The organism is Campylobacter concisus (genome assembly GCF_002165785.1).
GTDB lineage: Bacteria > Campylobacterota > Campylobacteria > Campylobacterales > Campylobacteraceae > Campylobacter_A > Campylobacter_A concisus_W.
Map to the genome: position 1 here is coordinate 41723 of NZ_NDYO01000008.1, position 24855 is coordinate 66577.

Below are 24855 nucleotides of genomic sequence, written 5' to 3' on the forward strand. Positions count from 1 at the left end.
TTTATACTTTGAAATTTTCTTTTATGTATTCTAATGCGTCTATAAAAGTACCGCTAAAACTCTCTTTTTTTATCCAATTGTCGCCACTTTTATCAAGATCATAAACAACAAACTTACAAGCTTTATTAAACATAGCGATCTTTTTACATTCACTTATAGCCTCATCGCTTGGGAGGACAATGTCATAAATCCAGGTAATATCATCATTAAGCACTTCAAATTGAGCAAAAATTTCAATCTCCATACCTTTACCCAAACTGGCGTTTTTAGCGCTCTCTATCGTCCAGCCGTTACCTAGGCAAATATTGCAAATTTCCATTTTATAATCTCCGCTTTATCTAAAACCGCGCTTCTTTTAAAATATCTTTCCAGATTATCGCTCGGTTTAAATATATTATATAAATAATCACCATCAAACACCATAAAATAGCCGTTTTGGCTCATAGCTACGCTTCTGTTTGCATGTCCTCTGTGTGGAGCTATCTTTAAGATAGAGTTGAGTGCTTTTATAGTATCTGCTGGGCTTACGTTTCTTTTTGATGAACTTACAGAGTGATTGTAAGTCTTTTTGTTTGTATATCTCTCAACACCCATTTTATCTATATGTTTTATAATCTCGTTTTCGTAAAGCGGTTGCGTATTTCTCATCTTGACGCCATCTATCTCTTCTTCGTCGACCCATACCGGCACGGCTTCCGTGCGGCAGCGAAAGTGATAAGGCGGAAGCCCGAAATTACTATCCATCTTATCGCTTTTGCCTAGATACGCTTCGCTTTTCCACGCTGCGGCCGCTTTTTTGCTAGCTAGGCTATTTGCGTTTAGTATCCTCTCGGCTTACGCTTCAAGATGTGTGGCTGGGATTATGCGTCCGTGCATCGAGCGGCAAATTTGTGTCGTCCTGGCGTCCATAATAGCTAAAATTTTATAATATTTTACGCCGTATTTTACCCCTTGCGTAACGGTAGTGACGTTTCTAGCCTGCAATGCTATATGATCGCTCACTCCCTTAAAATAGCACTCATCCGCGCTTATTATAGAGCCGAATTCTCTTTTTAACTCCGCGCCGATCTCATCAAGCTCTATCTCGCCTTTAAAAACGCCCTCGATCTTATCTTTTAGCCTGTTTTGCAGATTTTGGTTATACTCTTTGCCCATCCAGTAAAAACTCTTTCTCATCGCATCCACCGCATCCGCGTCTATCTCGTCAAAAACGAACGCTAGAGTTTTATTCATACTTTCAGCCACTTTTTTTAGAGCTCTTTTGGATAAGATGATATATAAATTTTCAAGATCGCTAGGCAGTACGTCTATGTTTGCACTTTTGGCTTTGTTTAAAAGTAGCTTCTTTAGGGTTTCTTTGTCCGTATTTTCGGTGCTAATAGCTAAAATTTCGGCTGTTATGGTTTCTAGTTTTTCTATCTGCGCAGCGGTGTAGTTTTGTAGCAAAAACTCTATATCGTCGCTTGATTTTAGTATCTTGTATCTAGTTAAAGCTTTTAAAAATCTCATTTTTTACCTTCGATACGCTCTATATATTCGGCGTATTCTATTAGTTCTTTGTCTTTTATGGGCTTTTCTTCGGTCATCCAGCTATATCCGCAACCCTCGCATCTTCTCATTCTTATGTTTTTTAGTCCCTTAATCGTTTTTAAAACGCTCGTTTTTTCGCATGCGCATTTAGGACAAAGCATTTTATTTATTCTCCATCTTCTTTAAAACTATAAGTATCTTTGAGGCCTCTCTCTTTTTTATATACTCTATTTTTAGGTATAAATTTTTAGTTATCCGCTTTATGAAAAATAGCAAGGCTTTGTCGCTTTTATCATTAGCCACTCTTTGCCAAAGAGATTTTATGGCATATATTTGACTTTGCGTTGCAAACTCTGCTGTGCTAGACTTTGGATTATCTTTACCGTCCATAACGGCTATTAAATTTATAAGCTCTTTTACTTTTAACTGCGCGCAGCTTTTTACGTCCCAAGCGCTTAAAAATTCTTCCCATGCGTCATTTTGTTTTGCGTGTTTATAAAACGGGTGCGTATGGATGATCGCCAAAAGCTGCTTTCTATAAATTTCTTCTTTTTTGCTCATTTTATAAGCCTCTAAACCATAAATGTTTTTCTAAAAATCCACGGCTTAAACCGCTACACCTAGCTAACTTAGATACGTTTAGTTTTCCGTTTTTAAAACGGTAAAAACTAAGATCGTAGCTTAGGACATTATTAAGTCTAGCTTGATACGATTCTCTCTTTTTTGCGTGTAGATTATCGAGGTGAATTTTTTGCTTAGTTGTCAAACCGTCTTTCCTTAAAATTAAACCTTTTAAAGAGCGTTAAAGTGGTTTAAAACGCTCTTTAAAGGGCTTAAAGCCCTTTATTTGCTATTTATTTCCTCTTTAAACTTTTTAAATTCCTCATAGTCGAATTTGCAGATCGCTAAAATTACGATAATGCATAGACATAAAACCGTCATCATATAAGGAACTAGCGCCGTAGTTATTATCGCGACGATCCTTTTAGGTTCTCTTTTCCGTTCCGATTTAGGAATTACTATCCTGGTAGCAATGAGAGTTACGATAAAAGCATAAACGTTTAAAATTAGCCCCCACGTCAAAAAACCTAGCATGATCTTTCCTTTATAAATTTTTTCATACACTCGTACGGATTTTGTCCGCGCTTAGCTATCTCGTCGAAAATATATCTTATGTGAGTGGTGATTGTGTAAAAGCCTATATGGCAGAAGAATCCCTCACGTCCTGCATTGATAGCGACTACGGCCATAGCGCAAAGTGAGTCGATATAATACTTGGGTGGATATTGCTGCAAGCTCATCTCTTGCGTATATTTGCAAAACGCCGCTTGGTATTCCAAAAACGCACTATTAAATCGCTCGCTAAACTCCTCTTTGCACTTCTTTATAGTTGTGGCTTTTTGTTTCCTGTAGAGCTTTAATAGCTCTTTGATCTCATCAAACTGTTCGTTTGTCACGCTTGCTCCTTTCAAAAATTTAAACCTTTTAAAGAGTGTTAAAATAATTTAAAACACTCTTTAAAGGGCTTAAAGCCCTTTAACACAAATTTTTAATTTTTCTCGTCTTACAAACCTAGGTAAAAGCCTATTTTTGCTATCTTTTAACTTTTTATATTTACTCCAATAGATTTGAAAATCACTCTTTATCTCGTTCATTTTCCTACCTCCAGGCTCTCTATTTTAGGCACTATCCTAAAATTATCTTTCACTACTCTTTTAAGACCAAGTTTTACTAGATCCTCGTCTTTTAGCTCCGCAAGTGCTTCCTTGTTAGGCTTTTCTTCATATATAATGCACTCTTTACCTAATCCAAATGCCTTTATTGAGCTTAACAAACTTTCAAGCTTGGCTTTTACATTAGGTACTCTTACGCTTTTGCTTATGCGGTATCCTATCTCTCCAAAGGTAAATTCTTTTGAGCGTTTTTCGGCAAATTCAGCCTTATTGTCCTCACAAAATAGTGTGATTTGCTGCTCAATGTAGCTTTTTTCACTCTCAAGTCTTTCAACTTCGCTCTTTCTAGCTTCTTTTATACGGTTGCACTCGAGCGTTACTTCACCGTTAATTTTTTCTATACCTACGCTTACTTCGCATAATCTTTTTAAAGCGATGTCCACGTCGCTAAAACTATTTATTTGCATGTTTTACTCCTCATTAAAAATTTTTATTAGCCCTATCACTCAAACAAACTAAATTTAAGCTCGCTAAGACCGTATTCTTTAGCCCATGCCGCCTCTTGTGCCATGCCTTTACTCTTGTCGCTCCACTTACACGGATGGCTGTAGTAGTAGCTGCACACTCTAAGCAGTTCTTCGCAGTTTTTCATTACTCTTTCACGCTCAAGCTCGCTATATACGTCCATCCACGCAAGCACGGGCGAGATAGGCTCGTAGCCATTAGCTCTTACGATAGCGCAAGCCTGCTGTGCTATTTGCTTAGCGTAGTAGTTTCTGTCCCGATCTTTGCACTCGATGCTAGCATAAGGCGTAGAAACAAAGACGAGTCTTGCTGTTTTCATCTGTTCTCCTTTCTTAAAATTTAACTTTATAGGAAGCTCCGCAGAGCTCCCGAAAAATCAAATTTAAGCCGCCGTATCGATTACTTTGCCGTCGGCGGTTCTTATGATATATTTGCCTACTAGTTTAAACATGCTCTTTGAGTAGTCCGCCTTTTGGCCCTTTATCATGCTTGCGCGCCTTATGCCCCATAGCTCACCTTTAGCACTTACTCTCATTTCAAATCCTTTCTCTTCAAATTCTCTCACCAGCCTAACTAGTCCCGCCGCTTGCGTTCGCTCCACCGCGCGATTTTGAAAAATATCCGCCGCCATCACGCCCTCCTTGTTTGATATACTAGATTTGCCGCTACCTTTGGCTCATATCCTAAAGCCAAATTTAGCGACGTTTTTTCATATAGCCTTGCGTTATCCCCTTCGGCTAAAAACTCCGCTATCTCACCCTCTATTCCGCTCATTTGACCGATTTTTATGAGCTCGTCCCTGCTTAAAACCATCTCTGGAGAATAAGTAAGCCTGCTTTGCAAATAGCCGCCGAGCTTATCTATACGTTTTTTAAGCACCCCAAGACCTACTGCTATTACGGCTATGCCTAGTTTGTAGCGTTTACCGTATTCGTAGATTTCTCTTAAAAGCTCAAATTTTTTCTCAAACGTTAAGTCGTTGTCCTTTACGAACAAATCGGCTTCATCCACGATTATTAGCCTTTTTTCGCTCTGTGTTATAGCCTCGCAAAAGTGCTCTAATTTATCGTCCATGTTTCCGCTCGGTTTTTCGCCGATAGTTCGCAAAAGTAGGCTCATAAATGCGCTTGCGCTTAGGCTTTTGCGAGCTTTTACGTATACTCCGTCAAGCTCGTGCGCCGTCATTTCTAGTAAAAAGGTCTTTCCCATACCGCTTTCGCCTAAAATTAGCTCGAAAAAACTAAGATTAGAGCCGTTCATTTTAAAAATCCTATCTCTAATCTTTTCTTGCGCCGTGCTTAGCCAAACTTTGCTTTTAGGCGTCTTTGCCTCTTTTTTTTCGGCGTTTGCGGCCAAAACTCTATCTAAATACGACTCGATCGCCGTCTCGTAAAGTTCGGCCTTAGACGAAGCGTATTTGCCGTTTATGACGCCGCTTACCGTTCCCCCGCCTTTGCCTATGGCTTTGCCTATCGTTTCTAGCGTTTCGCCGTAAGCTTGGCAAAGCTCAAATTTTTCTTTTAAACTGATACTCATAAATTCTCCTTTTAAGGTTTATTTTTATATCCATCGCTCGTATCGCTTTTGCGATATACTCCGCTCATTCGCTCGCGCACGGACGACGAGCAGTCGTCGTCCTCTACCGGCGCTCGCTCACATAGCATTAAGCAACTCTTCATTGCTCATCGCTATTTTTTTGCTTATTTTTCTAGTTTTCTCATTTTTTACTTTGGTTTCGTGCGCGACGCTCGTATATGCGTTCATGGTATTTGCTCTCTTGTATAGATCGAAGTAATATCCAAACGCCGCCCTTACCGCCTTGGTTACGGCTTCGTTTTTAGCTATCTGCGCTTTTACTTTTTCGTGATCTCTCGGATCTATCCTATCTATGATATTTGCCTCGCATAGCGCTCTATGGCTATCCATATCCACGATATTTACTCTCTCGTAGTCGTTTTCGTTTATGCGCACTTCCACCGTTTCGCCGTTAAATTTGCAAAGTTTCGGATGGCTATAAGTGCGTTTTTGCCCCATTATCGTTAGCATTACGCTGCTATTTTTTACCTTGATGGCGCGGCGCTCGCTAAATATAAAATCAAGCGTCGTCTCGTCGAATATCGCCTTTGGTTTAGCTTCTAGTTTTTCAAGAAAGCTTTTCATAGGGTGTATTTTGCGACTTTCGTTATAGTGCTCGTTCCACCACCTGATCCCTTGCTCGAAATAACTAATGAAATCCTCGTAATTTAAAGGATTTTCCTTCATGTATTTTTTGATGATCTCTTGTGTGTTGCCCCGTTTATCTTTGTGATAGCTAGCTCCCCCTCGCTCGAAAAACACTATCTCGCTCATGCGTCTTTGCACGTGGTTAAAGATATTTTCGATAGGTTTTGCGCGCGAGTTTCCCGGCTTTGCTTTTTTGTGTATCATGTTTGGCGCAAGATCGTCGAAGTCTCTAAATTTTATGCCGCTTAGCTGACTCCTTACCTGCTCGATGTAGTTACTTAGCTCTGGCTTGCCGTTATCGGTGTATATAGCGTCCGCCATGCCAAATCTTAGCGCGCTTTTTAGACTTCTTCCTACGCTTAAGCGGTTGTATTTGCCAAACGTTACGTCCACGCCGATTATCGCTCCGCTTCCCATATCTATCCATACGTAAGCGTTTGGATTTAGCACCTCTCCGTCGGGGCCGATAGCGTCAAAATCAAACACTATCTGATCGCCGCAAACTAGCTCCATACTCTCGTAGCAGTTTAGATCCCTGATAACAAACGAGGCTATCTCGTTTCTGACCCCTCTATCGCCGGCGGTTGCGCGAAATAGCATAGCTTTTATCTCAGGCGTAGCGGTCAGGCGAGCAAAGCTCTGGTAAGAGCCTATGTTTAGGTCGTTCTCTTTTGCGTAAATTTCAAGCTTTTCGTAAACGAACCTTTTAGAGCTCAAAGGGTTGTGCAGCATAAACCCGGTCGCCCACTCTAAAGCCTTCATTTCAAAGCTAGAACTCTTAAAACTAGCTCTAAAATCAATGCTTAACTCATCGTCTTCTATCTCTACGTCCTCTTTTTTATTTAGTTTCGCCCATGCGTAAAGCGTCTTTAGGCTAACTCCGTACTTTTTCGCTACTCCTTGCCCCCACATAGTCTTACTCATGCCTTTTGGGCAGTTTTTTAGCTCTCTGACGGCTTTTAGCTTATTCATGTTTTCTAGATCCTCGATTTTTATCTTTACCTGATCTTGACTTGCGCTTTTAGCCTCTATTTTTTCGCTAGCTTGCGCTCCGCAAAGCAGATTACGGCTATCGCCGCCGCGCTCGCAGCAGCCGCTACCGTCCATAATATATCCATCGCTAACTGCACTATCCACAGCGCTGCAAAAAGCGGCGCTATCGCTACCGCGGCTATGATCCAAACTACGATCAAGGCTATTTTTCTCATCGTTTGACTCCTTTTGGTTTGGGTCGTCGTTTGCTACGGCGTCGTCGATCCAAATTTGGAGGGTTTTGCCGGATGCGCCGCCAATATTACCATCAAGCATATTTAACAGACAATTTTGTCCGTTAATAGAGCAAAATTTTTTTCCTGATTTTCTGGCACGTTGAGCAGATTTCTTAATGGTTTCGTATTTTACGCCCAAAATTTCCGCCGCTTGCTTAGAACTTAACCACATATTAGGCTACTTTTATACCGACTTTTTTAAAGGTATTTTTAGCTTTTTTAGAGAAATAGCCATTTAAGATACTTCCATAACTTAGGTTATTTTCGCGGCAAAATCTCTTTAAAGTTTTATTTGTCTTGATTTGGATTTGCTCCGCTACTCCGCCGCTTTTTACGTTGCCGATTAAATCTATCATCGTTTAAGCTTCCTTTGTTATAATTTTGGTATCAATGTCGAAATTATACGACAATTTTGTCTGGTTGTCAAGGGGATAATAATGAAAATAGGACAGAAAATTCGCTTTTTTAGAGAAGAAAGAAATTTAACTCAACAAGAGTTAGCCAATTTGGCGGGAGTGTCCGATAAAACAATACAAAGATATGAAAAATCAGATGATGAGAATTTAACCACCAATGTAATAAAAAAAATTGCAATGGGTTTAAATTTGGATGTTGATATTTTGACACAAAAAGAAATTAAAAAAAATGTCCCCCAATCCAAAGAAAAAATGTCCCCCAATATAGAAAATTTGTCCCCCAATCTCTCTAATCTTAAAAATCAAAACAAATCAAGCAATGACGCCGAAGAAAACGGCATTATAGCCGTGCCATATTTTGAAGATACCTATGCAAGCGCGGGAAACGGTGCTATAAATTATGAAGAAGCGCCGACTACGTTAGATTTTAACGAAAACTTTCTCCGAGGCTTTTTACGTATTAGTGGAGACCTATCTAAGGTTCATATCATTAATGCCAAAGGCGACAGCATGGAGCCTACTATTGCTAATGGCGAGCTTCTTTTTATAAGTACGGCAAATACAGGTGGCGTAATAAGCGGCAATATATACGTCATAAACTACGGCGGAGACGTATTCGTCAAACGATTAGAAAAAAACCCGATAACGAAGGCTATAACTCTATTTTCGGATAATGAAAAATACGAACCTATCGTAATAGACGGCGAAAATTTAGAAAATTGCGCTATCGTAGGACGCGTCGTGGCACATATCAGAAAAGGCGTGATTTAAAGGGACTTTGAAGCTATCTTTGAAGTTTTTGAAGCAATTTGAAGCTTTGGCTTTCAAAATGCAAAAAAATGCCTAAATTTTGCAAATTTTGCATTTTGAGTTCTCATTTTTTACCTTACGTCCACACCTATCCAAACAACGTTTTTAACGCTATTTGCTCCATATTTTTATCTGTTCTTATTTTTTTACCTTTTGCATAAGATTTATCACTAACGCTTATATGAAAAGCGGCTTAAATAAATTTATAAAAAAGTCGTTTTAAAGAGTAAAAATAAAAAGAAGAATTTAGGAGCAAACGCCCCTAAATTTTAGTTATTTGCGTCAAATTTCTTAAGAGAAAAAAGAACAAATTTATAGCTAGCAAATAGCGTCACTGGCCAAAGTATCAAAAAAATTCCTGCTTCTAACATCTTTTATCCTTAGTATGCGTGATGATCGTTTTTGATCTCATCTTGTGTGATCTTCTTGCTATCTATCGCTCTCCAGACGACGATGATATAAGCAAGCACTACTGGCACTAGCAAACTAACATAGGCCATAACGCCAAGTGTGTAGTGGCTCGAGCTTGCATTTTTGATAGTTAGCGAGCTAGAAAGATCGCTAAATGACGGATAAAATGCTGTGCCATTTAGTCCTGTTATCAAAAATAGCGCGGTCACAGCTAGCGTAACGCCGACGCCGTAAGCGAAAATTCCGCGAATACTCTTTGTAAATGCCCCTTGGAAAATTCCAACAAGCACCAAAAGCACGCCAACAAGAAGCAATATGCCAGCGATAGGCATCTCAATCAAATTTATAGCGTATTTGTAAGCAACAAGGCTAACTACGCCATTTGCGTCATACGCAAAGCCATCTTTTGTAAGTATCCACGCAAGAAATCCTAAGAAAAATGGCAAGAATAGCACGGTGTTGATAATTAGCTGTTTTCTAGCGTTTTGTATAAATTCGCCATCAGCGATGTTATTTATAAGATATAAGCAGCCACCTACGCGAGATAGGAAAAACATCGCTATGCCAAGCAGGTACAAGTAAGGATTTGCCAAAGCTTCAAGGCCGCGAAATGGAGTTTTCCACTCGACAAAATTGTGTTCATTTAGTACAAAGTCGCTACCGCTAAAAAATGTACTAACCGCCATGCCGATAAGAATAACACCAAGTGAGCCATTTATGAAAAGGAAAATTTCATAAGTTCTAGCGCCTAAGAAGTTATCAGGCTTTTTGCGGTACTCGTAGCTTACAGCTTGGACGATAAAGCAAAATAAAATAGCCAGCCAAACCCAGTAGGCACCACCAAAGCTGGTAGCGTAAAATAGTGGGAACGCCGCAAAGCACGCACCACCAAACATAACAAGCGTCGTAAATGTGAGCTCCCACTTTCTACCGATAGAATTTATGAGCATATCTTTTTTAAGCTCATCCTTGCCAAGGCTAAAGATGAGAGACTGGCCGCCTTGAACAAACATCATAAAGACTAAAAGTCCGCCAAGAAGGCTAACTATAAACCACCAATAAATTTGTAAATTTTCTAAGCTTAAACTATGCATGATCATTAAATCCTATCTTTATTTGCTTAAGCATGATTTTGATCTCAGCAATCAGCAAGACCGTAAATAAAACAGCAAATAATATAAATGAAATTTTGATATTTGAGTCTGCTAAATTTGTAGCTCCAACGCCAACGGTCATGAGATCTTGTATCACCCAAGGCTGACGACCGACCTCTGCTACTATCCAGCCAGCTTCAGCTGCGATGTAGCCAAGCGGTATGGTAAAGAGGCAGATCCATAAAAATGCTCTTATGTTTTCAAATTTATATTTTCTTGAGAGATTTAGATAAAGAGTTATAGCAAAAAGAGCTATGAAGTAAGTGCCAAGAGCGACCATGATGTGAAAGCTATAAAATGTAAGTGTAACTGGTGGCACAGCATCTTTTGCGTCCTTAAGATAGCCATATCCTAAGAAATTTAGGTTGCTCTCTAAATTTGAAAGTGAGCTTTTCATCAAGCTCTCGTCATTTGCTTTTTTAGCCTCTTTGTAGTTTTTAAGAGCTTCGATAGCTACTTTGCCCTTTGCCATCTTCTCTTCAACGCTCATGAGATTATGTTCGCTGTTGCCATAAAGTAGGTCATTTATGCCCGGCGTAAATGAGTCAAGCTCTCTGTTTGCCATGATGCCAAGTGCGTAAGGTACCTTTATCTCAAGCAAAAATGGCTCGCTCTCGTCGTCAAGCTTTTTAGCTAGGTTTAAAATACCAGCGGCAACTAGACCAGCATTTTTCTCGCCATTATAAAGCCCCTCCATGGCTGCTAGCTTCATAGGCTGCTTTTGAGCTACAAAATATGCGCTCTCATCGCCGCTAAGTAGCAAAAATACCGATGTGATAAGGCCAAATGCGCTAGCAACGACGATGCTTTTTTTAGCTAGCAAGATGTGGCGTTTTTTGATTAAAAACCAAGCAGAAATTCCTATCACAAAAAGAGCCGAGATAGTGTAGCCGCTAGTTACTGTGTGTAAAAATTTGCTAATGCCAAGAGGATTTAGCGCAACTTCGAAGAAATTTTCCATCTCCATTCTAGCCGTATCTGGGTTAAATTTCATGCCGATAGGATATTGCATCCAGCCATTCGCGATTAAGATCCAAAGCGCGCTTAAATTTGAACCGATCGCGACAAGCCAGGTTGAAAGCAGGTGAAATTTCTTACTAACCTTATCCCAGCCAAAAAACATAATGGCAAAAAATGTACTCTCCATAAAAAATGCGAGCAAGCCTTCTATCGCAAGAGGAGCGCCGAAGATATCGCCGACAAACCAGCTGTAATTTGCCCAGTTTGTACCAAACTCAAACTCCATGATGATACCAGTAGCCACACCGATAGCGAAATTTATACCAAAGAGCTTTAGCCAAAATTTCGTTATCTCAAGCCAGACTTTATCGCCGGTTTTAACATATATCGTCTCCATAATGGCGATGATAAAACTTAGCCCCAAAGTAAGCGGGACAAACAAAAAGTGGTAAATGGCAGTCAGCGCAAACTGAGCCCTAGACCAATCAACAAAATCCATCTCAGACATTTTATTCCTTTATTAAATTACGAATTACAAATTCGCTTTTTTCTTCGTCGGTTTGAAATTTGGTATTTAGAGTCTCGTTAAAGATGAAGGCTTTTAAAATTCCAAACATGATGATAAGCTTTATTATTATGAGAAGCCATAATTTTTTGCCTATTTTCATGTTTTTAAAGCCCTCTATATATAAAGAGGCAATGATGTTTAGGTAGTTTTTTATCATAGTTTTTGAAGTCTATAACAAAAAGACTTAAAGAATAATTTTTAAAATTTGCACGATTAATGCCTTACTAAATATTTAAGGGGTATAATCGGCAGATAAAAAAATAACTAAAGTTAAGGAAAATTTTGATGGCAAAAGAGACGAAGTATATTTTTATTACAGGTGGCGTTTTAAGCTCACTTGGAAAAGGCATCGCAGCTGCGTCTATCGCGACTCTTTTAAAAAATTCCGGCTTAAAAGTAAGTGTTTTAAAAGCTGATCCATATATCAACGTAGATCCTGGCACGATGAGCCCGCTAGAGCATGGCGAAGTTTTTGTCACAGACGATGGCGCAGAGACTGATCTTGACCTTGGCCACTACGAGAGATTTTTAGATGAGAGCCTAAGTCAGGATAATAACTTCACAACAGGTAGAGTTTATAGCTCAGTGATCGAAAAAGAGCGCCGTGGTGACTACCTTGGAAAGACTATACAAGTTATCCCTCACATCGTTGGCGAGATCGTTGACCGCATCAAAAAAGCAGGCGAGGGCAAAGATGTACTCATCGTTGAGATCGGCGGAACCGTTGGCGACATCGAGGGACTACCATTTTTAGAGGCGATAAGAGCGCTAAGAGTAGAAGTTGGCAAAAAAAGAGCGCTAAATATCCACCTAACGCTTGTGCCATTTATCAAAGTAGCTGGCGAGCTAAAAACAAAGCCAACCCAGCATAGCGTAGGCGAGCTAAGACGTATAGGCATAACACCAGACATCATCATCTGCAGATCTGAAATGCCACTAAACCGTGAGCTAAAAGATAAGATCGCAGCAAGCTGTGGTGTTGAGAAAAATTGTGTTATAGAGAGCTTAGATAGCGCAAGTATCTATCAAATTCCACTTTCATTTTTAAAGCAAGACATACTAACTCCAATCGCTGAAAATTTAGGCTTTAATGAGCTAAAACCAGACATGGCAAAGTGGGATAGTCTAGTAAAAAGGATAATCGCTCCAACAAATGAAACTACAATAGCATTTGTAGGTAAATATATCGATCTAAAAGAGAGCTACAAGAGCCTAACTGAGGGCATTATCCACGCTGGAGCAAATTTGGATGCTAGGGTAAATTTACGCTGGATAGATAGCGAAAAGATAGAAGAGAACAATGTAAATGAGCTTTTAAAGGACGTAGATGGCATCTTGGTCGCTGGTGGCTTTGGTGAAAGGGGTGTTTTAGGCAAGATGCAGGCTATAAAATTTGCTCGTGAAAATAAGATCCCTTATCTTGGAATTTGCCTTGGTATGCAGCTAGCACTCATTGAGTTTGCAAGGGATGTTTTAGGCTTAGAAGATGCAAATTCTATGGAATTTGACAAAGAGTGTAAAAACCCTATCATCTATCTAATCGATAGCTTTATCGACGCTCATGGCAAAAAACAGATAAGAACGCACACAAGCCCACTTGGCGGCACGATGAGGCTTGGAGCATATAACTGTGAGATAAAACCAAAGACACTTCTAGCTGAAATTTATGGCAATGCAAAGAGTGTAAAAGAGCGCCATCGCCACCGATACGAGGCAAATCCAAAATATAAAGAAATTTTTGAGAAAAATGGTCTTTTGGTAAGCGGTGAGAGCGATGGACTGATAGAGGCTATCGAGCTAAAAGGCCATCCGTGGTTTGTGGGCGTGCAGTGTCATCCTGAATTTACTAGCCGTCTAACTAAACCAAATCCTGTGATATTAGGCTTTATAAAGGCAAGTTTAGAAAACGTCAAATCTTAAATTTAGAGCCATCTGGCTCTAAAAATTCTTTTAAAAATTTTGCTGTTTTATTCAATTATTTGCCAAATAAATCCCACTTCTTTCTATAAATTTTTAAGGAGAAAAATGAAAACCCTAATCATCTTAGCCCACCCAGACATTCAAAACTCGGTCATAAACAAACGCCTGCTGCAAGAGGCTCTCAAAGAGCCGCAGCGCTTTAGCGTTCATGATTTGATGCAGGTTTACGCGGACGGCAACATCGACGCTGTGCACGAGCAAGAGCTCATCAGGGCCCACGACGCCCTCGTTTTGCAGTTTCCGCTTCACAACTTCTCCTGCTCTCCGATTTTAAAATCATGGATCGACGCGGTGATGACGCACGGCTTTGCCTATGGACGCGGCTCGGATGGCATAGCGGGACGCAAGGTGGCGCTAGCCGTGACTGCAGGCATCAAAAAGAGCGATTACTGCCCGCAAGGACGCTATCATTTTAGCTTGCGCGAGGTTCTTACGCCGTTTGAGCTTGCGTTTAAATACTATTTTCACGCCGATTACCGCGACTTTTTTGCATTTTACGGCGCTGAAGAGACTCCGGGTGTGGACTACGTATCAAGCGACAGCGAAATAGAACGCGGCGCTAGAGAATACGCGGAGTTTTTGAGAAATTTGGAATAAATTTTTATAAAAATGGTTTAAATTTTCTGGCATAAACCATTTAAAATTTATAAATTTAATTGTATAAATTTTTGCTAATGCTTACTATTTTTGTCGGGTTAAATTTGTAAAGACTATCAATTTAACAAAGCTTTTAAGCTTGCCATTAGCCCTAAAATCCTACTTTCATTTAAAATTATAAGAAATTAAATTTCAAAAAGATATAATCCAAGCATTCAAAATAAAGACGAAAGATTGCGATGAAAAAGAAGTATTTTTATAGCCAAATTTTTGGCAATATGGGTGTAAATTTAAGTGAACAAGTGGCATTAACTAAAGTTGGTAAGTTCTTTAAAAATTCTTGCCAAAACCATGCTAAATAAAGAGGATATAAGGAATTTACTAGCGCATAGATTTTGTAACGACATACATAAAAAAATTAGTGAAATTCCGACACCAAGTGCCTTAAAAGATATCTATAAAGGCGCTAATCGCATAAAAGAAGCGATCGAGAAAAACGAACGCATAGCTATTGTGGGCGATTATGATGTTGATGGTGTTGTTTCGAGCGTAATTTTGGCCGAGTTTTTTGATGATCTTGGAGTGAAGGACTATCTAGTAAAGATCCCAAATCGATTTAAAGACGGATATGGGCTAAATCCTGAGATAATAGACGAACTCTCAGCCGATGTAAGCTTGATTATCACCGTTGATAACGGTATCTCTGCAAACGATGCGGCCATTATCTGTAAAGAAAAAGGCATCGATCTTATTATTACTGATCATCACATGCCTCCAGCTGTTCTCCCAGAAGCTTATGCGATCATTAATCCAAAACAAGAAGACTGCAACTTTCCAAATATCGAAATTTGTGGCGCTGAGGTCGCTTGGTATTTGGTTGGAGCGTTAAAGGATGTTTTTGGGCTAAATTATGATATGAGCAAATTTCTAGAGCTTTTAGCTATCGCGATAATCGCTGATATGATGGAGCTAAGAGATATGAATAGAATGCTTGTTCGTCTTGGCATTTGTAAGCTAAATGCGTCTAAGCGTTCCGCATTTCACGCTATAAAAGAGTTTTATGGTAAGGAAAAATTTGAGTGTGATGATATTAGCTTTCTTATAGCTCCGCTTATAAATTCAGCCGGACGCATGGACGATGCGATGAATTCATTTGACTTTTTACGTGCTAAAAGTATCGAGGAAGCTTACAACTACCTTGATACCATTATCGAATTTAACAACTCCAGAAAAGAGGAAGAGCGCCAACTCTTTGAATGCTCGCTAAAGGACGTAAAAGAAGATGATGAAGTCATCATCACTTGGGGTGAGCAGTGGCACGAGGGTGTGATAGGCATCGTAGCTAGCCGCCTAGCAAAGCACTTTGCAAAGCCAGCTATCGTCTTTAGTATCGATAAAGGTCGTGCAAAAGGTAGTGCTAGAAGCATTGGTAAGCTTGATATCTTATCTCTTATAGCAAGCCACGAAAATTTACTAACAAGCTACGGCGGTCACAAAGGAGCGGCTGGACTTACACTTGCGCCTGAAAATTTGGTGAAATTTAAAGAAGCGATAAATAAAAGTTGTTCTTGTTTAAATATGCAAGATTGCAAAAGCTCGGACGAGCTACTTGGCGATATAATGCCAAGCGAGATAGACTTTGAGCTGCTTGAAATTTTAGAATTTTATGAGCCATACGGACAGAAAAACCCTCGTCCGGTCTTTAAGATAAAAAATGCTCTTGTTAAAAACGAAAGACTTATAGGAAGAGATCAAAATCACCTAAAGCTCATCTTGCAAAAGGATAATAAAACACTTGAGGCTCTATTTTTTAACTTTACGAAACACGCTAGAGTGGGCGAGATGATAGATATTATCTTTTGTATATCAAAAAATTCATTCCGCGGACTTGTTACCCCACAGCTACTCATAAAAGAGATTTTATAAATTTTATCTCGGTTTTATAATGCTAAAATTTTAATGAAACCGAGATTGCTTCGGTTTAATTCACCAAAATCGTTTCTTTATATATTTAATGCAGTCCAACTAAAATAATACTATTTGAGCCAATTTTCTGTATTGTAAAATTAATGTTATATAAATATTTATACTTTATTTAAGTTTATTTTTGCCTTAATTTTAATTTTAAATATTAATTTCATAGGACTAAACATGAAAATTTCTTACGTTTTGGCGCTGGCCATGGCGTCAAATTTGATGCTTAGCGCCGAGGAAGCGATAAGCTTGAGTCCTGTTACCGTCTCGTCAAAAATGCAAAAATCAGCCCTCGACGAGCCGACCAACGCCCAAATAGCCGGCAAGGGCGCGATACTGGAAAACAGCGATATCGCCAAATCGCTTTCAAATTTGAACGGCTTTACGATGGAGCGTAAGGGCGGAGGCGGCAGCGAGGTTTATTATCGCTCGCAGACGGCAGCTAGGCTGCCGGTGCTGATCGACGGTAGCACGCTAAACGGCGGCTGCGGCATGCGCATGGATACGCCCATCACCTACATCTCGGCGCAAAACTACAGCTCGGTTCGTATCGTAAAAGGTCCGCAAGACGTCAGATACGGCGCGCTCATTAGCGGCGGTATATTTTTCGATAGAGAGATAGCAAGGCTGTCAAAACCGAGCTTCGGAGGAAACGTAAGCGTGCTGGGCGGCAGTTTTAAGCGGTTTGAAACTACCGCGGACGTAGCGGCGGGTAACGAGCTGGGCAGTATAGAGGTTTCCGGCGGACACTATGAGAGCGGCGACTATAAAAGCGGCGGCGGACAGAAAATGCATACGCACTATAAACGCAACAGCGTCTCGCTCGTAGGCACGCTAACGCCGACGGAAACTACTGCCTTACAGCTAAGCGCGGATCTAGGCGAGGGCGAAGCGGCGTATGCGGACAGGATGAGAGACGGCGTGCAGTTTGACCGTAAATCTTTCGGGCTCAAATTTGAACAAGACGTCGGCGAGCACAAGATCAGGCTAAGTTCGTACTATCATCAGATCGATCACATAATGGACAACTTCACCATGCGTCCGGTGGTGCCGGGCACGGGGCGCGGCAAGGGATATAGCATCAGCCACCCGATACGCGATATGTACGGCTTTAAGCTAGAAAGCGAGCTAAATTTCGATAATCTAACCAGCTATCTTGGTGCTGGGTACTCTGAGGATGTATTTAAGTGGAGAGGCGCTGGAACGGGCGGAGCCGGCGTATCTAAAGCCGAAATGGACGCCGCCGTATCAAAGCCGCACGTAAAAGAGCGCAAGGTAACGTATAAAACGATCTACACTCAAAACGAATACGTCCTAGAAAACGACTACGGGCTTTTTGGCGGACTTAGGCTGGACGCGGGCGAGAGAAGGCTGCTAAAAACGCATAAGAGCAGGAAAGAAAATTTATTCGCAGGGTTTTTTAGATACGAAAAATATCTGCAAAATTTAACTCTCTACGCAGGTCTAGGGCATGCTCAAAGGATGCCCGATCACTGGGAAACAAATAAGGACGCGAACCTAGCGCTGCGTAAAGAAAGAAATACTCAGCTGGATTTTGGCGCAGTGCTAAAAGATAAAAACTACGAACTAAACGCAAATTTCTTTGTCTCAAAGATGGATGATTATATCATGCTAAAATATAATCCTATGGGCATGTCCTCAGACGCCTTTAATACCGACGCCCTGCTATACGGCGGCGAGATCGAGGGTACTACGCTACTAGCCGATATGTTTAGGCTGGGGGCGGGCGTATCCTACGTCTACGGCAAGGTGACTAAAAACGCGGGCGGCTTAAAAGACGGCGACGCGCTACCTAAGGTTTCGCCTCTAGCATTTAAACTAAGCGCCGGTTTAGAAAAGCCTGACTGGTTCATCAAGGCTGACTTCTACGCTAATGCGTCGCAAAACCGCGCGCAAAAAGGCTACGGCGACGTGGGCGGCATGGACCTGGGCAAGAGCGATAGCTTTTGGACGCTGGGGCTGAGCGCGGGCTATAAATATAAAAATTATCAATTTTTGCTAGCGGCGGAAAACCTAAACGACGCCAAATATGCCTATCATAACTCAAAAGGCGGCTACGGCGGCGGTATCGCAGGTTATGAGACTATCCCGAACGGCACGAGGCTTTATGAGCCGGGCAGAAGCTTTTGGGCGAAATTTAAGGTGCATTTTTAGGGCGTAACTTAATAAATTTGACATGGCTGTGGGCTTAGGATTTGCCCTAAAGCCGTGCTAAATTTAAGTATTTTTGCTCTTATCTTCTTAATAATATTCATACTTACTACATTTACTATTGCGAATAAATTTGAGCTAAATTAAAAGCTTAGATGTAAAATCTCAGAAATTTTTTAAAGGAGAGGTATGAAAAATTTACTTGTAAAATCAAGCTTGATTCTAGCTTTGGTAAGCTCAGTTGCACTAGCTCAAGGTGCATTTGTTGGTGGTGAGGGTGATTATTCGTTTAACTCAAAAATCAAAACAAAAAACATAGCAAGTAGTGAGAAAAATAACTTCAAAAAAGGTCACTATGGTCTTGGCTTTTATGGCGGTTATGATTTTGACAACTATAGAGCTTATGGTGGTTATTATTATGACTTTAAAGCTAGGAAAAATGCTGGTGAATCAGATGCAAAATGGAGTAAGCATAAATTTTTAGGTGGTGTTGATTATACGCCAAATATCACTGAAAATTTTAAAGCCGTTCTTGGCGGATACACAGGTCTTGGCTACTTGAGCGTTAGAGAGAGATTTAATAACGAAACAAGTAAGAAGAATTTCAAAGGCTTGCTAGTTGGCGCAAAAGCGGGCGGTATCTACTCATTTAATGAACATAACGCGATAGAGTTTGGCTTAAAAGCTGATAAGACTTTTTATAAGAAAAATAGTGGAGCTCAGCTAAGAGATACAACTATAGGGATTTATACAGGCTATACTTATAAATTCTAACATTTAGGCAAGGCTTAGCTTTGCCTTATTTTAGGTTACTCTCTACCTTCGAGAAGTGGCACAAAAAGGCACTCATCCAAGTATTCTTTTTCTAAATTTCCATCTTTATCTTTTTTAAATTTAGCAATAAATTGCTTGCCATCTTTTTTCATTGGAGCTACTAAAATTCCACCATTTTTAAGCTGCTTAAATAAATTTGGTGATATCTCATCAGCAGCTGCCGAGAGCAAGATACGATCAAATGGTGCATAGCTTCGCCAGCCGTTGTTGCCATCGTCATATCTTACATGCACATTTTTTATTTTTAGTGCCTCGAAGCGTTTTTTTGCCTCCATGGCTAGCTTCTCTATTCGCTCGACACTAAAAATTCTATGTGCAAGTTTGCTTAAAATCGCTGCTTGATAGCCACTGCCGCAGCCTATCTCTAGGATATTGTCCATATTTTCGCACTCTAGCGCCATTGTCATTTTTGCAACGGTTAGCGGTGAGCTGATCCATTGATTGCCCAGTATGGGCTGAGCGTCAAGTTTATAAGCATGTGCAGTAATTGGTACAAAAATTTCGCGCTCAGTGGTAGCTATCGCATCGAATAAAAGTGGGCTTAGCGTGATCTCGTCGGCTATATCGCTAGCTAAATTTTGGCATTTTATCGCTTCTAGTTGGGTCAAAATTTATATCCTAAATAAAAATTAAATCGTTATTATACGATTTAAAACTTATCTTAAAATTTATAAAATCCCTAAATTTGTCTTGATCTCTTTTATTAAATTTGCATCAAAAATCGTTTCTTTAACAAGTGTGCCATTTGGTAAAAATACTCCAGCAACTTCTAATGCAAGAGAGCTTGAGATCATGACATAGCAGTTGTTTGCGATCGCAAGTGCCTTGCAAAGGCTAAGGTAGGCTTCCTCTCTAGCCTTACCCCACATGGCAGGTACCATGATGATGTCACATCCTTTTAGCTTTGCCCAAAGCCTGCTATCGCGTAGTTCAAAACAGATTAGCACCCCAAGCTTTAGCCCTCTAAAATCAAAGGCATTTATCTCGTCCACATCGCCGGCAGTAAAAATTTCATGCTCCAAATTTGGCCTAAAAAGTTCGGCTTTAAATTGTGAATGAAAGACATTATTTGAGTTAAGAAGCAAAAATTCGTTATAAATTTTTGGTTGGTGCGGATTTAGATTTGAAATTTGAGCGAGCCCTGCGCTTTTGTTTAGGCTAGTAAGGTGCGTAAAACCAAGAAATTTATCTGGGCTAAGCGCCTCTTGCAAGCGCTCAAGTAGCATCGCATCAAAGCTGCCTATCATGCCACTAAGCATCGCTTTGTTCGCCCCTGCAAAAAAGCCGTCAAAGTCATATCCGCTGATGCAAAGCTCGCTTGCAAGAATGAGTGAGTTTTCAGGCGCAGCCTCAACTAAATTTGCAAGCTCTTCTAGGCGCTCGGTAGCACTTTTTGCCTTTAAAGTTAGGCTTATTAGGTTTAAAATTTCGCTCATTTATTTTCCAAATACAAATGCTATAGGTTTTTCATCATGGCAGTCTTTTGGAATTTTGCAGTTTATATCCGTGCCACCTATGTTTGGTGTAGCTTTTAAAATAACGCTTATAGCTGTGATTTTATCATCTCTCTGAGAGAGAGGATCATTAAAAACCCAGACTTCAAAGCCAAAACCTCTAGCCTCATCATGCGAAACTACTCTTATCTCTTTTAGGTCTTTTGACTCAAAGCCACACTGCTTGTTTATGCCAAGCATCACGTCATTTCCTAGCACGGATCCTAGTGGCGCGAAACTTGGTGCAATTTCGCCGTTTGGCATATCTTGATAGATTTCCGCTTGGCTTGTCTCTTTTATCTTGACAAGCTTGTAGGCGTAGAAATTTTCGAGATTATTTTTATTTGCTTGATCAATTATTCTTTGGCTACTGCTCGCACACCCTACAAAAAGCATGCAGGCAATGACTAAGATGCCATTTTTAAAAGTCATCAAAGCTGATACTTCCCTTGCTGTAGTTTGTCACCTTTGCTTCAAAGAAATTTGACTTTTGGTCGTTAAATTTCGCAAAGTCATCGACCCATTTGATCGGGTGAGCGACGTTGTATTTGCGTTTTAGACCGATCGCAACTAGGCGCTGGTCGATGAGATAGTGGATGTACTGCTCGATGATATCATCAGTAAAGCCCATTATTTGGTTTTGAGTGATGTATTTGCCCCATTTGATCTCTAAATTTCCAGCTTTTTCAAACATATCATAAATTTTTGCCTCAGTTTCAGTCGTGAAAAGGTCAGGTCTCTCTTTGCGGACTGAGTTTATCATGTTTTGAAATAAAAGCAAGTGCGTGATCTCGTCGCGTTGGATGAAGCGTATCATCTGTGCGCTGCCTAGCATCTTGCCAGCGCGAGCTAGAGCGTAGATCGCTGTAAAGCCACTGTAAAAATAGATACCCTCTAAAATTTGGTTCGCAACCATCGCTAGAAGTAGTTTCTCATCAGTCACTTCACCCGCAAGCTCCTCGTAGACACTTGAGATGTAGTCGTTTTTCTCGCGCAAGACGTCGTCGTGCTTCTCCATCTCGTAGATGAGGTCGGTGTTGTCGCAGATCGCCTCGACCATAACGGCGTAAGACTTACTGTGGTTTGCCTCTTCGTAGGCTTGGCGGCTTAGCACGGCGTTGATCTCTGGTGCGGTGATGTAGGGGTTGATGTTGTCGGCTAGGTTATTTGTCTGAAAGCTATCCATCGAGATGAGCTGGCTCCAGACCAGGTCGTACATGCGTTTTTCAGCCTCTGTGAGGTTGTAGGTGTAGTCGCGCACGTCGTCTGTGGTATCGACCTCTTTTGGAAACCATGTATTTGCCTCCATGAGGTCCCAGAGCTTTAACGCCCACTCGTATTTTGCCTTGGTGAAATTTAAAATGCCGTGTGGGTTGCCGTTAAAGACTCTTCTGTCGGTCAAATTTTCATTTGAACTTGGGTTGTATATGCGTTTTCTGTTCATAAATTTCTCTCTTGTTTGTGGTAAAAATTTTTCAAAATCTTACCCAAAGCAAGGTAAAAATTTACTTTTATTTAGAGTGCCTTAGTCCTTTTTATGGTCATTAAAAAGCCAGTTATGATTAGTAAAACCGCGATCACACATGATACGGCAAACACGATCTGACCGATCTCGCCAAACATTTCACCAGTATGCAGGCTAAGTACTTTGCGACCAGCCTTTTTTGCCTCTGGGATGCTTTCAGCCTTGCTAACAAGTTTATTTTCTTTGATCTTACCAGCACTTGCGTCAAGCTTTAGCTTGCCCACTTGGCTCTCGCTTGTTTCGTAGTTTATAGTATAGGTGCTTTGGTTGTTTTCAGGAACGTTTATCGTGAGGGATTTTAGATCTAGCGTGACATTTTCTTTAAAAATTTGCTCCGCAGTCTCTATCTCTTTAAATTTCTCATCGCTTATTGGGATCAAATTTCTTTGAGGCATAGACTTTTTCATCTCGCTTGGCTTTAGGTCAAAAAATATGCTATTTACACTGTTTCTGACCCAGCCATAAGACCAGTAAAGGCCAGTTAGTGACATCACGACAATTAGGATCGCCACGTAGGTGCCAAGGCTCGTGTGGAGGTTGTAAAAGCAGGCGTAGCCTTTTGTGTTTGTTTTGATCTTTAGCGAATTTAGTAAATTTCTCTTGATCGCTGGTGCGTAGAGGATGAGACCGCTGATGGCAAGAAGCGCCATGATGATGGAGCTAATGGCGACTATTTGCTTGCCGATGTTGGCTGGGACTTTGCTATCAAGTAAAGCAAGGCCTAAATTTCTGTGAAGACTTAATATAATGATACGAAATTTCTCACCCCAGTCCTCGCTGATCACCTTGCCACTTCTTGGATCTATAAAGAAATTTAATTGTTTTTTATCCTTTGTAATGCTTATACGATAAGCTTCATTTGCTCCACCTATTTGTAAACTTTCAAGCGTATCAAATTGAATCTCACTTTTTGCTTTAGCTAGGAGTTCATTTAGGCTTAAATTTTCTTTTTCGCTAGGAACTAAGTTTATAAAATTTTTATTTATTGTACTTTTGATCTCTTCTCTATAAGATGCAAATGGTGCTGAAAGAGTCATGAATATTAGCGGAATAGCCGCAATTAGTCCAATTATTAGGTGGATGTTGAAGATGATTTTTCCTCGTTTTAAAAACATTTTTTTCCTTTGAATTTTAATAGCGAATATTATTTTATTTTTTGTTAAAGCAAGATAAAAATTTATAAAATTATTTTTTAGTTATTAACTTTTACTAATGTTGATAAGAGTCTTAATATCAATTATTTATTAAATTTTTACATATTGGCATCTTATTTTTTGGTAAAAAGTTATTTTTAGCAAAAGGTATAAATAATGATAGATGTATTTAGATTTATGGTGGAGTTAAGCGGGAAATGATTTTAGCTTTAAAGCTCGTATTTATCGACTTTTAATAAAATTAAAATCAATAATTTTTACACTCATTTATACACTCTAGATTTTTAAGCTTCAAGTGTTTGATTTGTTGGTTATGAAAAGTTTAGTTTTCAATACAAAATAATTATAAGTGCCTAAAATATGGGATTGTGAAGTTGTAAAGTTAAATGATTTAAGTTTCAAACGCTTAAACGGCTAAATTTTCTTAAGAATTGGGTATGTTTCACGGCTTTTTTGCTGAAAACTTAATTAAGGTTAAAACGTGAAACAAAAGCCGTTTTTATTCGTTTCACGCTTGCCACTCGTTAGCCTTGTAAATGCCTAGCACATAAATAACCTCATCATCTATTAAGTAAGGTATTACATAACCTTTAAAAATCAAGTCGCGAATGCTCTCATCGTTAAAATTAATAGACTTACGGCAAATAAAAGGCGTCTGTGCTGCGCGTTCTATCTTTGCGATAAGCTCGTTTCTAAACTCTCGCGCCCTATTTGGGTTATCTTTTGCGATAAAATCAAACACTGCTTTTAATTCGTGTTTAAAGCGTGCTGTGCGTCTAATTACCATTTTTCCATCTCAGCTTTTAACGTCTCTAGCGGATAGGTTTCAAGCTCTCCACGTCTGATAGCTTCAATATCCGCTTCGTAATCGGCTATCCTTTGCTTCATCGTCTTACCGTCGTCGTAAATCGGATAATCCTCATCGATAATTAGCTTTTGATTAGTCGTATTAGCTAGAGCCTTGCTTATTGCTACTATTTGGCTTATTAGTGCTTCGTCTGCTCGTATGGTTAGAGTTTGCATATCCTGGCCTTTGCTTTAAAATCCATCACTATTTTAACCGCTCGGGGCTTAGGATTTAATTAGTGTTCGTTTTTTCGTTCGTCCGTATGCGCTAAATACGGCTTAATCGCGCTAAATTTAAGCATTCTTGTGGCGCTCGTCCGTTCGTTTTTTTATTTCGCCACCCCGATTAGCTGATGCAGGGCTACGTCCTCGCCGCCCCATACCGCGTCGTTGTATTTGATGGTATAGGAGCAGTGAGGAAACTCTATTACGTCGTTGTTTTGCGGCATAAAAGGCAAGGATTTAGCGGCTATCAAGATCACGTTATCGCCCTCGTTTAATAAGCTTTTTTCTATTAAATTTGAGTAGCTTTTCGCGCTATCGATATACGCCTTTACTTTGTATTCGCTTATTTGCTCGGTCATTCCGCCCGTTTCTGGGTCGTAAATTTGCCCGCTTTTGCGTTTATACGTGCCTACTTTGCCAAATTTATCAAGTAGTTTTAAAGCCGTCTGTTGTGCCTTGTCGTTTAGCATTATTTATCCTTTTAAAACATTTTTTAGTATGATAGCCTTTAAACGCC

General features: G+C 40.0%; 31 protein-coding genes. 6 read left to right on the forward strand and 25 right to left on the reverse strand.

All coding sequences use genetic code 11. The features are described from left to right. Position 1: 1 nt before the first annotated feature. From B9N62_RS07070 to B9N62_RS07130, 14 genes are all read right to left on the reverse strand, one after another. A complete protein-coding gene (locus tag B9N62_RS07070) occupies positions 2–319 on the reverse strand; it encodes a hypothetical protein (RefSeq protein ID WP_021090379.1) in 318 nt (105 codons plus the stop codon). After that, the gene (locus B9N62_RS10805; protein ID WP_257640215.1) at positions 295–744 is read right to left on the reverse strand and encodes a hypothetical protein; all 450 of its coding nucleotides are present in this window, start codon (positions 742–744) and stop codon (positions 295–297) included. Before B9N62_RS10805 ends, B9N62_RS07070 begins: the two co-directional genes overlap by 25 nt. Before the next feature lie 90 nt (positions 745–834). Beyond that, positions 835–1509 carry a hypothetical protein gene (locus tag B9N62_RS10810; RefSeq protein WP_257640216.1) on the reverse strand — a complete coding sequence of 225 codons (675 nt, stop codon included), beginning with the start codon at positions 1507–1509 and terminating at the stop codon, positions 835–837. Continuing rightward, positions 1506–1691, reverse strand: a complete 186-nt coding sequence (locus B9N62_RS07080; RefSeq protein WP_021090302.1) for a hypothetical protein — start codon at positions 1689–1691, stop codon at positions 1506–1508. Before B9N62_RS07080 ends, B9N62_RS10810 begins: the two co-directional genes overlap by 4 nt. Position 1692: 1 nt before the next feature. Then, positions 1693–2091: a phage protein GemA/Gp16 family protein gene (locus B9N62_RS07085; RefSeq protein ID WP_087584943.1), complete on the reverse strand. Its 399-nt coding sequence runs from the start codon at positions 2089–2091 to the stop codon at positions 1693–1695. Between the two features lie 282 nt (positions 2092–2373). After that, positions 2374–2625: a hypothetical protein gene (locus B9N62_RS07095; RefSeq protein WP_087584945.1), complete on the reverse strand. Its 252-nt coding sequence runs from the start codon at positions 2623–2625 to the stop codon at positions 2374–2376. Continuing rightward, complete coding sequence (locus B9N62_RS07100) at positions 2619–2987, reverse strand: hypothetical protein (protein ID WP_087584946.1); 369 nt, start codon at positions 2985–2987, stop codon at positions 2619–2621. Before B9N62_RS07100 ends, B9N62_RS07095 begins: the two co-directional genes overlap by 7 nt. Positions 2988–3181: 194 nt before the next feature. After that, complete coding sequence (locus B9N62_RS07105) at positions 3182–3670, reverse strand: host-nuclease inhibitor Gam family protein (RefSeq protein ID WP_087584947.1); 489 nt, start codon at positions 3668–3670, stop codon at positions 3182–3184. A 35-nt stretch (positions 3671–3705) separates the two neighbouring features. Further along, complete coding sequence (locus B9N62_RS07110; RefSeq protein WP_087584948.1) at positions 3706–4047, reverse strand: DUF7768 domain-containing protein; 342 nt, start codon at positions 4045–4047, stop codon at positions 3706–3708. A gap of 63 nt (positions 4048–4110) precedes the next feature. After that, positions 4111–4359 carry a hypothetical protein gene (locus tag B9N62_RS07115; protein WP_087584949.1) on the reverse strand — a complete coding sequence of 83 codons (249 nt, stop codon included), beginning with the start codon at positions 4357–4359 and terminating at the stop codon, positions 4111–4113. Continuing rightward, entirely contained in the window at positions 4359–5264 is a 906-nt protein-coding gene (locus tag B9N62_RS07120) for an ATP-binding protein (protein ID WP_257640218.1), read from the reverse strand. The genes B9N62_RS07115 and B9N62_RS07120 overlap by 1 nt, the downstream gene beginning before the upstream one ends. A gap of 11 nt (positions 5265–5275) precedes the next feature. Next, positions 5276–5407: a hypothetical protein gene (locus tag B9N62_RS10815; RefSeq protein ID WP_257640219.1), complete on the reverse strand. Its 132-nt coding sequence runs from the start codon at positions 5405–5407 to the stop codon at positions 5276–5278. Beyond that, the gene (locus B9N62_RS07125; RefSeq protein ID WP_087584950.1) at positions 5382–7391 is read right to left on the reverse strand and encodes a Mu transposase C-terminal domain-containing protein; all 2010 of its coding nucleotides are present in this window, start codon (positions 7389–7391) and stop codon (positions 5382–5384) included. The genes B9N62_RS10815 and B9N62_RS07125 overlap by 26 nt, the downstream gene beginning before the upstream one ends. A gap of 1 nt (position 7392) precedes the next feature. Continuing rightward, positions 7393–7575: a hypothetical protein gene (locus B9N62_RS07130; protein ID WP_021090359.1), complete on the reverse strand. Its 183-nt coding sequence runs from the start codon at positions 7573–7575 to the stop codon at positions 7393–7395. An 81-nt stretch (positions 7576–7656) separates the two neighbouring features. Between B9N62_RS07130 and B9N62_RS07135 the strand changes: the two genes are divergently transcribed. Continuing rightward, complete coding sequence (locus B9N62_RS07135; protein ID WP_087584951.1) at positions 7657–8406, forward strand: XRE family transcriptional regulator; 750 nt, start codon at positions 7657–7659, stop codon at positions 8404–8406. Between the two features lie 419 nt (positions 8407–8825). On the opposite strand, the gene B9N62_RS07140 is transcribed toward B9N62_RS07135, so the two are convergent. Genes B9N62_RS07140 through B9N62_RS07150 form a run of 3 tightly spaced genes read right to left on the reverse strand, consistent with a single transcriptional unit; the run spans position 8826 to position 11695 of the window. Then, positions 8826–9953, reverse strand: coding sequence for a cytochrome d ubiquinol oxidase subunit II (locus B9N62_RS07140; RefSeq protein WP_257640223.1), 1128 nt, complete (start codon positions 9951–9953; stop codon positions 8826–8828). Further along, a complete protein-coding gene (locus tag B9N62_RS07145) occupies positions 9943–11478 on the reverse strand; it encodes a cytochrome ubiquinol oxidase subunit I (protein ID WP_087584952.1) in 1536 nt (511 codons plus the stop codon). The genes B9N62_RS07140 and B9N62_RS07145 overlap by 11 nt, the downstream gene beginning before the upstream one ends. A gap of 1 nt (position 11479) precedes the next feature. Then, positions 11480–11695, reverse strand: coding sequence for a DUF4492 domain-containing protein (locus B9N62_RS07150; protein ID WP_021091886.1), 216 nt, complete (start codon positions 11693–11695; stop codon positions 11480–11482). Positions 11696–11823: 128 nt separating this feature from the next. Here B9N62_RS07150 and B9N62_RS07155 point away from each other — a divergent pair, with 128 nt between their 5' ends. The 5 genes from B9N62_RS07155 to B9N62_RS07175 all read left to right on the forward strand — a co-directional run bounded on the left by B9N62_RS07155 (position 11824) and on the right by B9N62_RS07175 (position 19035). Continuing rightward, positions 11824–13458: a CTP synthase gene (locus B9N62_RS07155; RefSeq protein ID WP_084109918.1), complete on the forward strand. Its 1635-nt coding sequence runs from the start codon at positions 11824–11826 to the stop codon at positions 13456–13458. A 105-nt stretch (positions 13459–13563) separates the two neighbouring features. Continuing rightward, entirely contained in the window at positions 13564–14115 is a 552-nt protein-coding gene (locus B9N62_RS07160; protein ID WP_087584953.1) for an NAD(P)H-dependent oxidoreductase, read from the forward strand. A 351-nt stretch (positions 14116–14466) separates the two neighbouring features. Continuing rightward, a complete protein-coding gene (gene recJ, locus B9N62_RS07165; protein WP_087584954.1) occupies positions 14467–16041 on the forward strand; it encodes a single-stranded-DNA-specific exonuclease RecJ in 1575 nt (524 codons plus the stop codon). 225 nt (positions 16042–16266) lie between these two features. Next, positions 16267–18264: a TonB-dependent receptor domain-containing protein gene (locus B9N62_RS07170; protein ID WP_087584955.1), complete on the forward strand. Its 1998-nt coding sequence runs from the start codon at positions 16267–16269 to the stop codon at positions 18262–18264. A gap of 186 nt (positions 18265–18450) precedes the next feature. Continuing rightward, a complete protein-coding gene (locus B9N62_RS07175; protein WP_087584956.1) occupies positions 18451–19035 on the forward strand; it encodes a hypothetical protein in 585 nt (194 codons plus the stop codon). A 35-nt stretch (positions 19036–19070) separates the two neighbouring features. Here the strand turns inward: B9N62_RS07175 and B9N62_RS07180 are convergent, their stop codons facing one another. The 8 genes from B9N62_RS07180 to B9N62_RS07215 all read right to left on the reverse strand — a co-directional run bounded on the left by B9N62_RS07180 (position 19071) and on the right by B9N62_RS07215 (position 24808). After that, on the reverse strand, positions 19071–19703 hold the full coding sequence (locus tag B9N62_RS07180) for a protein-L-isoaspartate(D-aspartate) O-methyltransferase (RefSeq protein ID WP_072595253.1): 633 nt from the start codon (positions 19701–19703) through the stop codon (positions 19071–19073). A gap of 60 nt (positions 19704–19763) precedes the next feature. Then, positions 19764–20531 (reverse strand): carbon-nitrogen hydrolase family protein, encoded by a 768-nt coding sequence (locus B9N62_RS07185; protein ID WP_087584957.1) that lies wholly within the window; start codon positions 20529–20531, stop codon positions 19764–19766. After that, positions 20532–21023: a hypothetical protein gene (locus B9N62_RS07190; protein ID WP_180382174.1), complete on the reverse strand. Its 492-nt coding sequence runs from the start codon at positions 21021–21023 to the stop codon at positions 20532–20534. Next, on the reverse strand, positions 21010–22032 hold the full coding sequence (locus tag B9N62_RS07195; protein WP_087584959.1) for a ribonucleotide-diphosphate reductase subunit beta: 1023 nt from the start codon (positions 22030–22032) through the stop codon (positions 21010–21012). The genes B9N62_RS07190 and B9N62_RS07195 overlap by 14 nt, the downstream gene beginning before the upstream one ends. Before the next feature lie 71 nt (positions 22033–22103). Next, positions 22104–23228 carry a PepSY-associated TM helix domain-containing protein gene (locus B9N62_RS07200; RefSeq protein WP_087584960.1) on the reverse strand — a complete coding sequence of 375 codons (1125 nt, stop codon included), beginning with the start codon at positions 23226–23228 and terminating at the stop codon, positions 22104–22106. Between the two features lie 547 nt (positions 23229–23775). Next, entirely contained in the window at positions 23776–24054 is a 279-nt protein-coding gene (locus B9N62_RS07205) for a type II toxin-antitoxin system RelE/ParE family toxin (protein WP_087584961.1), read from the reverse strand. Next, entirely contained in the window at positions 24048–24290 is a 243-nt protein-coding gene (locus tag B9N62_RS07210) for a hypothetical protein (RefSeq protein ID WP_021083829.1), read from the reverse strand. Before B9N62_RS07210 ends, B9N62_RS07205 begins: the two co-directional genes overlap by 7 nt. A 152-nt stretch (positions 24291–24442) precedes the next feature. Further along, positions 24443–24808, reverse strand: coding sequence for a hypothetical protein (locus B9N62_RS07215; protein ID WP_087584962.1), 366 nt, complete (start codon positions 24806–24808; stop codon positions 24443–24445). Positions 24809–24855: the final 47 nt, after the last annotated feature.